General features: G+C 47.2%; 16 protein-coding genes and 1 pseudogene. 7 read left to right on the plus strand and 10 right to left on the minus strand.

Features of this window, described 5'->3' with window-relative positions; genetic code table 11:
* The first annotated feature begins 233 nt into the window (after positions 1-233).
* Genes L3N51_RS11165 through L3N51_RS11180 form a run of 4 tightly spaced genes read left to right on the plus strand, consistent with a single transcriptional unit; the run spans position 234 to position 3,050 of the window.
* Complete coding sequence (locus L3N51_RS11165; protein ID WP_238027297.1) at positions 234-776, plus strand: 2-oxoacid:acceptor oxidoreductase family protein; 543 nt, start codon at positions 234-236, stop codon at positions 774-776.
* Positions 769-1,035, plus strand: a complete 267-nt coding sequence (locus L3N51_RS11170) for a 4Fe-4S binding protein (protein ID WP_238027298.1) — start codon at positions 769-771, stop codon at positions 1,033-1,035. The genes L3N51_RS11165 and L3N51_RS11170 overlap by 8 nt, the downstream gene beginning before the upstream one ends.
* Positions 1,036-2,196: a transketolase C-terminal domain-containing protein gene (locus L3N51_RS11175; protein WP_238027299.1), complete on the plus strand. Its 1,161-nt coding sequence runs from the start codon at positions 1,036-1,038 to the stop codon at positions 2,194-2,196.
* Positions 2,193-3,050 carry a 3-methyl-2-oxobutanoate dehydrogenase subunit beta gene (locus L3N51_RS11180; protein ID WP_238027300.1) on the plus strand — a complete coding sequence of 286 codons (858 nt, stop codon included), beginning with the start codon at positions 2,193-2,195 and terminating at the stop codon, positions 3,048-3,050. The genes L3N51_RS11175 and L3N51_RS11180 overlap by 4 nt, the downstream gene beginning before the upstream one ends.
* A gap of 17 nt (positions 3,051-3,067) precedes the next feature.
* Here the strand turns inward: L3N51_RS11180 and L3N51_RS11185 are convergent, their stop codons facing one another.
* The 4 genes from L3N51_RS11185 to L3N51_RS11200 are packed head-to-tail and all read right to left on the minus strand — an operon-like array spanning position 3,068 to position 7,005.
* Positions 3,068-4,168: a radical SAM/SPASM domain-containing protein gene (locus tag L3N51_RS11185; protein WP_238027301.1), complete on the minus strand. Its 1,101-nt coding sequence runs from the start codon at positions 4,166-4,168 to the stop codon at positions 3,068-3,070.
* Complete coding sequence (locus L3N51_RS11190) at positions 4,165-5,208, minus strand: radical SAM/SPASM domain-containing protein (RefSeq protein ID WP_238027302.1); 1,044 nt, start codon at positions 5,206-5,208, stop codon at positions 4,165-4,167. The genes L3N51_RS11185 and L3N51_RS11190 overlap by 4 nt, the downstream gene beginning before the upstream one ends.
* On the minus strand, positions 5,202-5,888 hold the full coding sequence (locus L3N51_RS11195; protein ID WP_238027303.1) for an MBL fold metallo-hydrolase: 687 nt from the start codon (positions 5,886-5,888) through the stop codon (positions 5,202-5,204). The genes L3N51_RS11190 and L3N51_RS11195 overlap by 7 nt, the downstream gene beginning before the upstream one ends.
* Positions 5,881-7,005, minus strand: coding sequence for a peptidase U32 family protein (locus tag L3N51_RS11200; protein WP_238027304.1), 1,125 nt, complete (start codon positions 7,003-7,005; stop codon positions 5,881-5,883). Before L3N51_RS11200 ends, L3N51_RS11195 begins: the two co-directional genes overlap by 8 nt.
* Positions 7,006-7,209: 204 nt before the next feature.
* On the opposite strand from L3N51_RS11200, the gene L3N51_RS11205 reads away from it, so the two are divergent.
* The gene (locus L3N51_RS11205) at positions 7,210-8,412 is read left to right on the plus strand and encodes a radical SAM/SPASM domain-containing protein (protein ID WP_238027305.1); all 1,203 of its coding nucleotides are present in this window, start codon (positions 7,210-7,212) and stop codon (positions 8,410-8,412) included.
* A 78-nt stretch (positions 8,413-8,490) separates the two neighbouring features.
* The gene (locus tag L3N51_RS11210; protein WP_238027306.1) at positions 8,491-9,030 is read left to right on the plus strand and encodes a hypothetical protein; all 540 of its coding nucleotides are present in this window, start codon (positions 8,491-8,493) and stop codon (positions 9,028-9,030) included.
* A 152-nt stretch (positions 9,031-9,182) separates the two neighbouring features.
* On the opposite strand, the gene L3N51_RS11215 is transcribed toward L3N51_RS11210, so the two are convergent.
* The 4 genes from L3N51_RS11215 to L3N51_RS11230 form a co-directional block, all read right to left on the minus strand.
* Positions 9,183-9,737: a nucleotidyltransferase family protein gene (locus L3N51_RS11215; protein ID WP_238027307.1), complete on the minus strand. Its 555-nt coding sequence runs from the start codon at positions 9,735-9,737 to the stop codon at positions 9,183-9,185.
* Positions 9,710-9,982 (minus strand): hypothetical protein, encoded by a 273-nt coding sequence (locus L3N51_RS11220; RefSeq protein WP_238027308.1) that lies wholly within the window; start codon positions 9,980-9,982, stop codon positions 9,710-9,712. Before L3N51_RS11220 ends, L3N51_RS11215 begins: the two co-directional genes overlap by 28 nt.
* A 190-nt stretch (positions 9,983-10,172) precedes the next feature.
* The gene (locus L3N51_RS11225; RefSeq protein WP_238027309.1) at positions 10,173-10,925 is read right to left on the minus strand and encodes an MBL fold metallo-hydrolase; all 753 of its coding nucleotides are present in this window, start codon (positions 10,923-10,925) and stop codon (positions 10,173-10,175) included.
* Complete coding sequence (locus tag L3N51_RS11230; RefSeq protein ID WP_428846163.1) at positions 10,922-11,620, minus strand: hypothetical protein; 699 nt, start codon at positions 11,618-11,620, stop codon at positions 10,922-10,924. The genes L3N51_RS11225 and L3N51_RS11230 overlap by 4 nt, the downstream gene beginning before the upstream one ends.
* 436 nt (positions 11,621-12,056) lie before the next feature.
* On the opposite strand from L3N51_RS11230, the gene L3N51_RS11235 reads away from it, so the two are divergent.
* Positions 12,057-12,251, plus strand: coding sequence for a hypothetical protein (locus tag L3N51_RS11235; RefSeq protein ID WP_238027311.1), 195 nt, complete (start codon positions 12,057-12,059; stop codon positions 12,249-12,251).
* A gap of 290 nt (positions 12,252-12,541) precedes the next feature.
* Here L3N51_RS11235 and L3N51_RS11240 read toward each other — a convergent pair whose 3' ends face one another.
* On the minus strand, positions 12,542-13,285 hold the full coding sequence (locus L3N51_RS11240) for a tyrosine-protein kinase family protein (RefSeq protein ID WP_238027312.1): 744 nt from the start codon (positions 13,283-13,285) through the stop codon (positions 12,542-12,544).
* Between the two features lie 122 nt (positions 13,286-13,407).
* A pseudogene (locus tag L3N51_RS11245) lies at positions 13,408-13,521 on the minus strand (IS1 family transposase); the annotation flags it as partial.

Genomic DNA, 13,521 nt, shown 5'->3' on the forward strand with positions numbered 1-13,521 from the left:
AACACATGATCCCAATGAAGTTATTTCTTTGGCTAAAGAAAAAAGCCTTTCATTGGTAAAAGTAAAATGATTTTAAAAAACATGATTAACTAAGTTAAGTTCTCTTAGAAAGAACACGCTTTTATCCCCATCATAAGTTGAATTGTGCGGGGATCTGATGTTAACATGGTTAATGCGATTGGATGGTATGAATGATAAGTCATGTCCTTATTTTCACAGTTGAATATAATCCTATGATAGAAATCTCATTAAAGGGCAGAGGAGGACAGGGAGTTGTCACGGCAGGGGAATTATTGACCAAGGCAGTAATAATGGAGGGAAAATTTGCACAGTCCATCCCCTTCTTCGGTGGAGAAAGAAGAGGAGCACCGGTGAGCAGTGAGGTAAGGGTATCAGATAAACCAATACCCCTTCACAGGAGAGTGTACAATCCTGATGTGGTGACGGTTTTTGATACGACACTCCTAGAGATAGTCAATCCCCTGGAGGGAATAAAGGAGGACGGAGTCCTGATCATAAACTCGGACAATCCCAAGAAACACTGGAAAAACACCTATTACGTTAACGCGACTGATATAGCGAGGAATCTGGGGCTCGTGGTCGCGGGATGGAGCGTGGTCAACACTGCCATGCTGGGGGCACTGGTCAAGGTGACCGGGATTGCCGATCCGGAACTGCTGGAGAAAGCAGTAATGGAGGAGTTCCCCGGAAAGCTTGGGGAGCTCAACGCCAAGGCAATTCACCTAGGTTCCAAGGAGGTGAAAGCCCTTGATTAAGGTTCCAGCTGAGGTACCTCTGGCCAGGCCAGCGCTGGGATCAGCGGGGAGGACCGGAACCTGGAGAGTCCTGAAACCGGTGATACATTACGACAAGTGCACCAGATGCAGGCTCTGTTTCTTCTACTGTGTCGAGAACACCATTGATCTTGAGAAGAACCTCTACCCAAGGATAGATTACGATTACTGTAAGGGGTGCGGTGTATGTGCCCAGGTTTGTCCCACAGCAGCCATAGAGATGGTGAAGGAGGTGAAGTGAATGCAGAGAACATCCACTAGAAACATTGTCAAGGCAATGGTGGGAAACCACGCTGTTGCATATGCCGTTATGCAGGCCAAACCCCAGGTTTTAGCAGTTTATCCAATAACCCCCCAGACCACCATGCTGGAGAAACTCTCGGAATACGTTGATTCCGGTAAATTGAAGGCAAGGATGATCAGGGTCGAGAGCGAACACTCTGCCATGGCTTCAATCTATGGAGCAGCGCTAGCGGGTGCAAGGGTCTTCACTGCGACCGCGTCTCAGGGCCTCCTTTACATGACCGAAATGATATACTGGGCAGGAGGGCAGAGGGTGCCCATAGTTGCAGCTGTGGCCACTAGGGCAATAGCCTCGCCTTGGTCAATCTTGGATGATCATCAGGATTTCGTGAGCAAGAGGGATGCCATATGGATACAGATGATGGCTGAGAATGTGCAGGAGGCCTATGACCTCACACTTCAGGCCTTCAGAATATCGGAGAACCCCAACGTTCTCCTTCCGGTCATGATGGGGTTTGATGGCTTCATCCTCACGCACACCATGGAGAGGGTTGAGGTTCTGCCAGATGACGTGGTGGACTCCTTCCTCCCGCCAAGGGAGTTCAACCTCATTGATTTCAGTGATCCCGTTGGAATCGGACCTGTGGCCACACCCGATGACTACATCTTCTTCAGGCATCAGGCCCAGAAGGCCATGGAAAAGGCTAAGGCCGTGATAGACCAAGTAGGGAGGGAATTTGAGGAGTTAACGGGGAGAGGATACGGGAGTACGGAGTGCTATCTCTGCGACGATGCAGAGTATCTGGTGGTGTCTATGGGAGCGTGGACCGGAGACGCCAGGGTTGCGGTTGATAGGGTCAGGGAGAAGGGCATAAGGGCTGGCCTCCTGAAGATAAGGGGATTCAGACCTTTCCCTAAGGAGGTTGTCAGAAACGTTGTGAGGAAGGCGAGAGGTGTCATGGTTCTGGATAGGGCTGTCTCTTACGGTTCTGGGGGAGTCCTGGGCATTGAGGTGAAATCTGCCTCATATGGACTGGACGTGCCAATTCACGACGTGATAGGGGGATTGGGAGGAAAGGATGTGAGACCGATGCACGTGGAGAAGGCCTTGGAGGACCTGACAGTTGGTGCACTTGAGGAGGAGAGGTGGTTGCTATGATGCTCATGCGTGGTAACGCGGCCTGCCCGGGATGTCCCATTCCCAGGGAACTGGATGCGTTGCTGGAAGTAACTGGCGAAAAGACCGTGCTAGTGGTGCCAGCTTCCTGTTCCACGGTGATCATGGGAGATAGCAGGGGAATGCCCTCCCGTGTGCCTGTGGTTCACAGCGCATTTGCTGCCTCTCCTGCAATAGCCTCTGGGTTGAAGTCGGCCCTGGAGGCAAGGGGAGAGAAGGCAACGGTGGTGGTCTGGGCGGGAGATGGAGGGACAGGGGACATTGGCTTTGCCTCATTAAGCGGAGCAGCGGAAAGAAATGAGGATATACTTTACGTATGTTACGATAATGAAGCGTACATGAACACCGGAATACAGAGGTCTGGACTAACTCCCTTTGGTGCGTGGACCACCACCACGCCGTCAGGAAAGAGAGAGTGGAAGAAGCCAGTTCCGCAGTTGATCGCTGAACACGGAGTACCCTACGTGGCAACAGCCTCCATTGCCTATCTCTTCGATTATCAGGCCAAGGTCAGGAAGGCAAAGGACATCACGGGGTTCAGGTATATCCATCTCCTCTCCCCCTGTCCTCCAGGATGGAGACATGATTCCAGTTTGACCGTGGAGGTTGCTAAGCTGGCAGTGGAAACTGGAATATGGCCACTTTACGAGATAGAGAGGGGTAAGTTCAGGCTGACAAGCATAAGCAAGACGTTGACTGATAAGAAGAAAAGGAAACCAGTGACAGAATACCTGAAGTTACAGGGAAGGTTTGCCAACTTAACGCAGGAGCAGATAAAGGAGATCCAGGACGAAGTGGATAGAATGTGGGATGAGTTCTCCAAGCTGGAAGGATAAGGAAAAATTTTGCATTTTTAGGCTATGGCTTTTTCCTCCAGTTTCTCTATTTCGTCTAGATAGCACGACGGATCCTTCTCCCACATATCTCCCGTTACAGCCAGTGCCCTTCCCCTTAACCCTCCATTACATACGTCAAAGAACCTGCAGGAGGCACACTTCACCAGGGATTTCCTTTCCCTCAGTTTTTTCACCACTGGATGGGGTTCATCCCAGATCCTCCTCAGATCGGTGATCTCCCCTATCCTCACAGGGGTGAACTGATCCGGGTAAACCACTCCCTCGGGATTAACGTCAGCTATCCTCTCGCCCGATTTGTTTCCCCCATTCCTTCTCAGTAACTCCAGCACCCTGTCTTTCCCCGTTAACCGATATACAAGTATCCCATCCACAGGGTTATCCGCCGTTAGAACCTCCCACTCCCCTGTCCTGGCGTAGTCCACTATCTTGGCAATTACCCTTAGCCTTGTGGAATTATCTATGTCAAGCTTTCTGTCTGCCCTTCCCGCATATGCCAGATGATAGAAGCATACCCTATTTATGCCCTCTTTCCTCATGACCTCAAACACGAAATCTATGTAACTGTAATTATCCCTAGTGATTGTGAACCTGAGCCCCGTCTTAAGTCCCATCTCTTTCGCTGTTCTTATTCCCTTTAAGGCCTTGGAGAAGGCACCTTCGACTCCCCTGAACTTGTCATGTATGGGTTCTGGACCGTCAAGGCTAACCCCCACATAATCGACGTAGGGCTTTAGTTCCTCAAGTCTCTCCCTGGTTAACATGGTCCCATTGGTTGATAGCTCCACCCTTATTCCCCTCTCCCATGCCTCCCTCGCGATGACGTGAAGGTCTCTCCTGGCTAGGGGTTCCCCTCCTGAGAGGAGAATATGTTTTACCCCCATCTCCGATGCCTGCTTCACTGCATTGATCCAGGTGGATAGGGGGAGGTCCTGAAATAGCTGAGTTCCAGAACCGGAGTAACAATGGAGACACCTCAGGTTGCAGTTCCTTGTTACGTTGAACACCAGCACTGACGGATATCTGTCCTTGAGGCCAGAGTACCTTATCCTGTCTGCCTCCTCCTTCCTGTCGGACACCAGTCTGGATATGCTTATCATACTTTCACCCTCAGCGTCCTAGGAACATATGTGCAGAAGGGATCCTCGTCCATGAAATTCTCGGTTAAGCTGAAGGCCCTCGCCCTGCAACCTCCGCACACGGACCTGTACTCGCACACCCCGCACTTTCCTCCCAGTTTTGAGGGTTCCCTTAACATCTTGAAAACCGGGGAATCCTCATAGATCTCGCTGAACTTCCTGAACCTCACGTTCCCTGCGGGGGTGGGAAGGAAACCACACGGGTAGACTGTACCATCATAGGCCACGAAAGCGTATCCGTTCCCCGCCATGCATCCCCTTGCACCATTTACGCTTCTTCTCCCGTAATTCTTGTCAGGAGGTAGAGGTCTTACCACACCCATTTCGTTCATTACCCTCACCAGGTATGGAGCACAGGTCATCCTCACGTTAAGGCCCTCCATCCTCCACTTGGTTATGGTCCTCATAACCTCTTCTGCCTGCGCAGGGGATATCATCATTTCCCTTGTTGCCCTCCCAGTTGGTATGAGCATAAAGACGTCCCAGTACACGGGATTCAGGGACTCAACCGTTCTCCTCAGTTCATGCAACCTGTCCACGTTATACCTGCTGATGGTTGAGTTTATCTGCACCGGTATCCCCGCCTGATGCAAGGACTCCACTGCGTTCTTTGCCATCCTGAATGCCCCCTTCACTCCTCTGAACTCGTCATGTATCTCCTCTGGACCATCGACACTGATGGAGACCATGCTAACCCCAGTGTCCCTGATACGTTTGGCGACCTCAACGTCTATTCTGCTCCCACTTGGGGAGAGAGCTGTGGTGATTCTTCTTGAAGAGTACGAGAGAATGTCAAATATGTCATCTCTCTTTAGCGCGTCTCCCCCGCTTATTACGAAGAGCTTCACTCCTGAGGAGGATAGATCGTCCACCAGCGACTTAACTTCCTCAGTTGTCAGCTCTCCCGGTAACCTGTTGGGTATAGCCCTGGCCCTGCAGTGTTTACACGCGAGATCGCATGCCTTGGTGCTCTCCAGGACAACCACGTATGGAGCTACCATTTTGTGAACACCTCACCGTGATAGGGAATAATCACGGAGTAGGGAAGGGAGGTTAACATCTGAAACGAGGTCAATGCCCTACTGTAATTCCAGGAGAAGAACCTCAGGGGTGGAGTCAGCTTACCCACTCCCCTAACTGCGTCTCCCGTCACCAGGTAATCTCCGTCAAATAGGGCAATGTGCCCCTTGGTATGTCCAGGGACGTATATCACCCTGAAACCTGATAAAATCTCACCGCCCTTGAGCGGAACATCAACAGTCACGGGATCATACCTTAGCTGGTCTATCCTCTCCATGGTTGACTTGAATTCCTCCTCCGAAACCTTCAGTTCGTCCTTCACGTCGCTGTACACTATCTCATATCTCGGCGGATTGGCCAGATACTCTACCTCGTCTTCATGGGCGTAAACCCTGGCTCCAAGCTTCCTTAACTCCGATGCGTTCCCGGCGTGATCGTGATGCCAGTGCGTGACCACAACGTCTGACACGTCCTCAAGTGAGTAGCCCCAGGCCTTAAGGTAGAGTTCCATCCTCTCCAGGTTCATGGGCAGGCTCGTATCGATCATCATGAGCCCTCCGGAGGGACCCCTCTCCACCACGGTCACGTTATGATTGAGAACTCCACCAAAGAAACCTGGTTCCACAAGTTCCAGGATCCTTATTCTTCCAAGGCTAACCATTTCCACCAAACCTCGGAATCAGGTCTAATGGCACCTGGACCTTTCCCAGGTCGAGCCGGGAGAACTCCTTTTCTCCCACCCTTATCACTTCCCTAGCTACTGCGGTACAGTAACCGCAATCGGCACAGGATCTCTCCTCGCACCCGTTATACCTGAAAAAGCCCAGCCAGTTGGGCGGAAACTTGGTATTGTCCACGTAGACCTCCTTGAGTACCTCATAATCCCTGGGACCTCCTACCTTTTCCATGACCTTGGGAACTGCCCTCCCCTGAGGGTAGCTGACTATGTCAAGCAAGTTTCCTTCATACCTTCTGTTAGCGTAAGCCTTGACTGCCCTAACTATCCACTCCGTCCTCTTGTTCCTTCCAGCAATTTTGAACCTGTCAAATCCTAGGCCCTCGTAAACTATCAGGTCCTCAGGCCTTATCCACCTCATCCTTATGATGTTAGCCAGGTCATTCCTGACGTCAGTGGCACAGAAGAGGATGGGATACTCGAACCACGCCTCTATACCTCCCTCCGCTGAGCTCTGCGACGAGACAATATCGTGAGTCCTCCTGTAAACGCAACCCCAAAGGCAGGAGTTATTGGTGATGAGCTCGAAATCCACTCTCCTCTGCAACTTCTGAAGGGATCTCAACAGTCTGAAGTTCCTGTTATCGTCCTCGTGCAGTATGACCGTGTCAGCCCCTAGCTCCATGAAGTTCTCAACTTCCCTTATGTTGTAAACCCTTGCATACGACGAAATTGATACCTCCAGCTCCGGATGTTCCCTCTTTATCAACTTCACAAGGAAGGGTAGAGCCACGACGAACCCATCGACCCCAAATCCCACAAGTCTTTCAACCTCCTCTGATAACCTCTTCACGAACTTCTCCGAGTATTCCCCACCGTTCAGCGTGGCCGTATTCATGGTGTAAAGGAACTTGATCCCGGCCCCGTGAACCACGTCCAGGTGAGCCTTGAACCTCTCGTCGTCAACCTGCGGGAGGATGAAGGAGGCTCTTCCGTGCCCTGTCAACGTCCTCGTGTGACTCCCGAAGACGTGGGTAACGGGGTACTGCCTTATTTTTCCTATGAGCTCGTCGTCAAAATTTGTTCCTACAACAAGCCTCATGAAATTTAGATCATTTTTATTGTATTTAAACCTGATATACAATTAACGGCCTTTACCATCTATTATTATGGAATAATATGAGTAAAGGAAATAGAGGATGGGCCCTCCTTTCCCTCAATGTCCGCAAAAAAGGTAGTCCGGATCGAGAGAAGGGCCGGGAGATGCGGTTACTCCCCTAGCTGGGGAGAGTGAGGTGACCTCCCCATGGCCCTATCTAAGTTCAATATTTTTATTAACAATATAATTTTCAACACGCTCACAGGTTACGCCATGGAACTTGAACCGTGGGAAATGGAGAAGCTGAGAAGGGGAGAGGTGCCGGAACATCTCAAGGAGATCGTGGAGGAGGGGTTCACAACAAGCGACGACGTGAATGACGTGGTGGAACCCCTTCTAAACAAGTCCGTTCTTGAACCTACCCTTCTCCTCACCTACAACTGCAATTTCAATTGCACCTACTGTTTTCAGAAGGGGTTTAGAAAGGAGGTTTCAGTATCTGAGGGGGTCATGAAGGGCTTCGTGAATTACATCAGGAAAAGGGAGAGGGGAAGAAGGGTGAGGGTAACGTTTTTCGGAGGCGAGCCTCTCCTGGAGCTCAGGAAGATAGAGGAGATATCCAAGTCCCTCTCTGACCTTAAGTACTCGTTCAGCGTCGTGACCAATGGTTCACTCCTCACCAAGAGCGTCGCCCAGAGGTTGATATCCCACGGCCTTACACACGTCCAGATAACCTTGGATGGACCCCCCGAGGTTCACGATAAGAGGAGATTCTACGTTGATGGCAGAGGTTCCTTTAACGTCATAATACAGAACCTGAGAGAAATTCAGGACCTTGTTAAGGTGGTGTTGAGGATAAACATCGACGTGAACAACCTTAACGAAGTGGACGCACTCCTATCCAAGCTAGTGGAGGAGGGTATAACTAGGGTAAGATTGGACCCCCACTTTGTTCACACCAATCTGTTCAGGAACGAGTGGTGGGAGAACGTGATTCCCAGGGAACTGGAGTCTGAGGTTCTGGTTAAGTTCTGGGAAAAGGCCAGAGCTTACGGTTTCGGGATTCCCCACGACCTATTCAGACTTGGGATTTGCGCTGCACACATAGACGAGGACATAGTGGTTGACCCTGAGGGGAAGGTTTACCCGTGCTGGGCCTTCACCGGGAACCCTCTTTACGTGAAGGGAAAACTAACGGAAGACGGAGAGGTAACACTCCTGAACCATTTGCTCTCTGGAAAGAGGTCCCTTGTAATCCAGGAGAAGTGCAAGTCCTGCCCCTATCTTCCCATGTGTATGGGAGGTTGCAGGTTCCTCTCCGTCCTTGATGGGAAAGGATATCACGGCCTCGATTGTAGAAGGGAAACATACGAAAAGTTAGTTAGATTGCTAAGTTTTCTGGTGCGGTAAACTCTGTTAAAGAACTAGTCGATTCTTTAGTGAGATTTCATTTTTTAATCTTTAAAATATCTAGTTATAATGAGTACAATGTGCGACTATAGAATTTTCAATACGGAAAGACCCGTGAAAAAAAGCGAGAAAATAGTCATGCTTTCAAGGGAAAACTTCAACAAACTGGGCACGGAAAATTACATGAAGGTGCTGTCCACTGACAGAAGAGAGAGCCTAGGATTAAGTAAGAGCTACTATTACTATATTCTAGAGGACTTGAAGAGAATGGGGCTGGTGGAGGACAACGCCATAGCCTTCAAGGCGGTGATTCCTTTCATACCGAGACAGAGCTCCCTGGATATTGATACGGGTGTCCTTTACACGTCCAATAATCATCTGATCTTCATTGACATGGGATCCTCGAAGTACGAGTGTGCGACCTGTCCAGTTTACGCTGAGTGTGTTTACGGGATAAGGAGGATAGCCAGCGAGATGAAGATAAAGGTTGGCAATGTGGATGATGAAAAGGCCAGGAGTTTGAGGATACCCTCTCAGCTTTGGAATAAGTTAGTCAAGGGAATATTTGCAAAAACGGTGGTAAGACTCGAAGTTATACCAATGACCGGTGAAATGTAGCTTTTGATATGTTTTAACTCTTTAGACAGGTTGATAAAATATCAGTTTCCTGTTAAATCTCGTAAAATAAGAAGGAATGGGAAGAAGAAAGATAATGACAGAGCTGAGGTGATGATACGTTGTCTCGGTTAACGTAACTGCAGTACAATTACTCATACAGGTTCATGTTGAAGCAATTCGAGACATAATGGCTTTACACTATTTCTTTCACATCTGGATAAAAAGTAGTCCTCATTGAAATCGTTCCTCGCCCTGGAATACTCAATTACATCCTTGGCCTTAATGAGATCTCTAACACCTCTTTCCCTCGAGGAGACAACATAAAGGGTTGCCAAGTCCTCAGGGGAGCTCACGAAAATCCTTCCTACCCTTCTCAAACGAACCAGCCTTCTTTTGAATATGAACTCTTCGTCAAGATGGAAACCTTTGGGTTTTACAAGGTCTACCCTGAACCCTTTCACGTTCATCTTGTATTGCCAGTGTCCCACATCAGTCGGACTAATCTCATAGGATTGTGACCCGACGAAATCTATGAGCTCCGCCAAAGTGATCCTATCGTCCAAGTTCACTAGGAAATCAATATCGAGTGTGGTCTCTGGAGGCGCATAGAAGTTTCTTGCAAATCTACCTACGAGTGCGTAATCGGGATAAAACCTTTGAACAAGCCTGACGGCCTTCCTTATTGACTCCCAGTATCTCCACTCCATAGATTGTTCAACTCAAGGGCCAACATCACGTACTCCTCCTTGGTAAGTCCGGTCTCCTTATCTAGGTAAAAGTTGAGGTAATCCCGTATTTCTTCTCGTGTGACCTTAAGGTTATTGGCGAAACTTAACAATTTCTCAAGATTTTGGAGTTCCTCCTTCTTACCCAAGTAAAATCTTCTGGGTCTCTTCCTTTGCTTATCCCACATTGTAACGTATATGTAATTTCCCTTAACCTGAAGTTTCACGAGTAATATACTATGAAATCATAGTATAAAAGTTTAGATCAACACGGGGATCACATACGAAGTTAAAATGATAGGGCTTAGGTTTCATTATATAATACCAGCCGGATGGCCATTATCAAGAAGGGAGACAAACTTGGACCTCGCGAGGAAAAAGTCTCAAAATAGCTTGGAAAACTCTCACGTGTAATACTCACAACAGTTCAAGACCTACCCTATCCAGCTTCATCAGCCAATCTAGGAATTTTCTTACGTTCTCTCCCGTGAATACAGAGCCATGTTGAGGGGCGATGATTTGGATATCCATATCCTGAATCCTTGTCAGCCATTTTTCAATGGCTCGCTTGCATGGTATATATCTCCTGTGAAACCCTTCCATTAGCTTCGCATGCTCCTCAAAGTTCTCCACGATGAGGTACCACTTATCCTTAGGAAATATAGCTGCTCCCATATCACCGGAGAAGTACACCTTGGAGACGGGATCATAGTAGTGGAAATTCCCTGGCGAATGCAGGAAATGCGCGGGAACAGCCTCAATATAGCTTTTCCCGAAGGGTATCCTGGCGCCCTGGTCTGGCAGGTCGTTTATGGACTCTCCCAGATCATAACCCAGGTGCGGGAGGAATCTTTCCCATAGCTCCGAGACGTAAATCTTCACGTTGGGTAACATGTCCACCCAGAGGTTAAGGGCACCTACAACGTCAGGATCCTGGTGACTATAGAGGAGAAGGTCCACATTTTCAGGCTTTACGAACTCCTGAACCGAGTTTAGGACCCTTTCAAACACGAAATACCCTCCAGCGTCTAGAAGAGCGCCCCTATCTCCGTCTCTAATTAGGTATTGGTTCGTTAAGACTCCCTTCTCCCTATCAGACTCGTCCAAGCCAAGCCAGATAAACGAGTGATCTCCTTCCTCGTAGATTACATAAGGCTTATGTACCTTCATTGTACTCCCTCCAATACCCTAGGATTGAGCGAAACATAAACATGAACCTTGTAGTTGCCACTCATTATGTTTAGAATCTTCTCCTCCTTGTATTCTTGGCCATTTCTGATTACGTAAATTCCTTTTACCTCTCCATTTAATAGAAGAATTCTAAATGTTGCCTCTCCTGAACCTGATACGTAAATTACCGGGTAATGTTGATATTCCGTGATCACCTGGTTTAGATAATCCACAAGTTCCCCTTCCTTTATTTCAATCACTTCTGATTTAACGATCTTAGACTTCATTATTAGCTTGGTTAGAAGAGACAACTTAGATAGGTATTCTGAGTAGTCCCCAGAAAGAGAGACATCAGCCCTTTCCATTTCTTTCTTCAAACCCTCACTGATCTGTTTAACTATCTGATCTAGAGCCTTCCCCACCACCCACTCCTTTTCACCTGAATAACTGGCGGATATCAATAACTCATTTTTATCACTAAGTGTGAACATCAGTTTTAACTCGTTTCCACGAAAGTCCTCAAGTTTATATTCTACCATTCTATTTCCATGAATTGCTACATTTACAGTATAGACGGAGTCATGTATAAAAAACATTCTCCTGTATTTCAACCTTACTTGATTTCCCTGGATTGATACAACTCCGGGCATTACAGAAATGACGCTACTAATTTCCTTAACCGCAGACAATGTCATACCTCCAGAGGGTAAAGCCAGAATCTGTGTTGTGCTTCTCATCCTAGAAGATTTTTACACAGACTTCTATTTGAAGAAGATTTATCAAAAGGGGATTGTTAGACGATTAACCCTGTTGAAGTCATAGGTCCAATATGAACATAACATGTATTTAGCAAGGAAGACCAGCTATCGAAATATATAATGAGAACCTCGTCTCGAATATGACAAGCCTCGCATCATTACATTTTTACAAACAGTGATTTTAGATTTATCTTGGAAAGTTGATGACTATACTTGACAGTCCAGTGTATGGTGTTATCATTTAGGTATGAATTCTTGATCTAGCCCTCACTCATATAACGAGATACGTGGAGCGCCTCACTGTCTCAAAGCTCCTGTTAACTACCTTGATTGCTCCTTGAATTTCACAAGCCTGTTCCCGTGGGACGAGTAAATGGAGTCTTTGATATTCACAAGTAATAACCCTGTGTTCCTGAGGAGAACGTTACAATCATCAAAACCTCAAGCTTCTCTGGTGCCATGGAAGCTAGCCAAACACGTTAGCTCTTATTCCTCCCCGAACAACACCACTTACGTGGTCCTTGAGAACACGAAGATTATCAAGACCTTGCCAGTACTTGAAACATAAGAGAGTCCCATCCTATTCCGTCCGCGTACATCTTAGGGATACTCTCTCGTGAAGTTTCTTTCCCCCTATGAACTTCCTACAATGCTCTCGGTGCAGGTGAGTTGTCTCCCGCAATCTTTCCTAACTGCGTAGCTACTCCTGAACGAGGGACAGGGAACATCCCTATAACCGGGTTCCCACTCTTGACCGTGGGTAATACTTCCTCAAATTTACACCTCAATGATAACATAATGAGCCACTACTTGAAAATTATCTAGATATCATATTGCAAAAAGGTATAGGACAAAAACTCATCCAGTTATTTTCGAGGTTTCGCTGTCCTTGGCCTCGGTAATCTTCCTTTCAATAATTTTAGACAGATCTGTAAGATCAGGAGTAATAGCTGAATTAGCGAATCCATGGAACAATAGTTCCTTAATGAATGGAATCTGTACAATCCTCACTTCTCTATCTTGAACTTTCATTTTATCCATTACAAATTTCCCCCTTACCATATTTACCACAAGGGCTTCAATTGAGTAATTTGATAGTGAGGAAGCTTTTTTCAAAGACTCACAGATAGCGAGAAGATGAGATAAAGTGATATCAAACGCTAGACCAGGTGTTGTCACAAAGATACCATTACAGTTGGAATCGCCAGTTGCCATGCGGTATCCCTCAGACTCAAAAATGGTTATGTCGTCCGTTCCTGGGGGATTATCAGCAATAACCACGTCAATTCCCTCCAGTACCTTAGAATATCTTTGTGTGAATTCTTCTATTGATGGAAGTTTAGATGGCGAAATCGTCACTAAACTTAATACTCTCAGATTTCCGTCTTGAATGACATAATTTCCCTCTATACCATCAGATATTACGTTGATTAGGCCTGTTTTCAGTCCAAAAGTTCTACCTATTGTATTGGTGTAGTCCCTGTCCACAAGGAGAACCTTATACTTCTCAGATAATCTCTTAGCCAAGAAGTAAGCAATGGTAGACTTTCCAACCCCACCTTTAACACTAAAAAGGGAAAACTTAATCATTCTCTTTGCCATTAGTTAATTATTAACATAACTACGTCTAAAAACTTTCGTCATTACATTATTCACACTTAGTATTAACTGAGTTTATTTTAATATATCTCGTTAAATAATTAACCATATCCATAGTGTCGTCATTAAGGTATAAATTCTGGGATCAGCCCTCTCTCCCACAGAACGAGACCTACGGAGTACCTCATCATATCAAAGCTCCTGTTCACTGCCTTGGTTGCCCTCTTGAACCTCACGAG

The sequence above is a fragment of the Metallosphaera javensis (ex Hofmann et al. 2022) genome, from assembly GCF_022064045.1.
In the GTDB taxonomy this organism is placed as follows: domain Archaea; phylum Thermoproteota; class Thermoprotei_A; order Sulfolobales; family Sulfolobaceae; genus Metallosphaera; species Metallosphaera javensis.

What these genes read in the sequence shown, in the direction of transcription:
- L3N51_RS11180 (WP_238027300.1), top strand. Translation starts at nt 2,193, where the DNA reads ATGATGCTCATGCGTGGTAACGCGGCCTGCCCGGGATGTCCCATTCCC.
- L3N51_RS11205 (WP_238027305.1), top strand. Translation starts at nt 7,210, where the DNA reads ATGGCCCTATCTAAGTTCAATATTTTTATTAACAATATAATTTTCAAC.
- L3N51_RS11225 (WP_238027309.1), bottom strand. Translation starts at nt 10,925, where the DNA reads ATGAAGGTACATAAGCCTTATGTAATCTACGAGGAAGGAGATCACTCG.
- L3N51_RS11235 (WP_238027311.1), top strand. Translation starts at nt 12,057, where the DNA reads ATGGAGTCTTTGATATTCACAAGTAATAACCCTGTGTTCCTGAGGAGA.
- L3N51_RS11215 (WP_238027307.1), bottom strand. Translation starts at nt 9,737, where the DNA reads ATGGAGTGGAGATACTGGGAGTCAATAAGGAAGGCCGTCAGGCTTGTT.
- L3N51_RS11175 (WP_238027299.1), top strand. Translation starts at nt 1,036, where the DNA reads ATGCAGAGAACATCCACTAGAAACATTGTCAAGGCAATGGTGGGAAAC.
- L3N51_RS11185 (WP_238027301.1), bottom strand. Translation starts at nt 4,168, where the DNA reads ATGATAAGCATATCCAGACTGGTGTCCGACAGGAAGGAGGAGGCAGAC.
- L3N51_RS11230 (WP_428846163.1), bottom strand. Translation starts at nt 11,620, where the DNA reads ATGACATTGTCTGCGGTTAAGGAAATTAGTAGCGTCATTTCTGTAATG.
- L3N51_RS11200 (WP_238027304.1), bottom strand. Translation starts at nt 7,005, where the DNA reads ATGAGGCTTGTTGTAGGAACAAATTTTGACGACGAGCTCATAGGAAAA.
- L3N51_RS11195 (WP_238027303.1), bottom strand. Translation starts at nt 5,888, where the DNA reads ATGGTTAGCCTTGGAAGAATAAGGATCCTGGAACTTGTGGAACCAGGT.
- L3N51_RS11240 (WP_238027312.1), bottom strand. Translation starts at nt 13,285, where the DNA reads ATGGCAAAGAGAATGATTAAGTTTTCCCTTTTTAGTGTTAAAGGTGGG.
- L3N51_RS11210 (WP_238027306.1), top strand. Translation starts at nt 8,491, where the DNA reads ATGTGCGACTATAGAATTTTCAATACGGAAAGACCCGTGAAAAAAAGC.
- L3N51_RS11165 (WP_238027297.1), top strand. Translation starts at nt 234, where the DNA reads ATGATAGAAATCTCATTAAAGGGCAGAGGAGGACAGGGAGTTGTCACG.
- L3N51_RS11190 (WP_238027302.1), bottom strand. Translation starts at nt 5,208, where the DNA reads ATGGTAGCTCCATACGTGGTTGTCCTGGAGAGCACCAAGGCATGCGAT.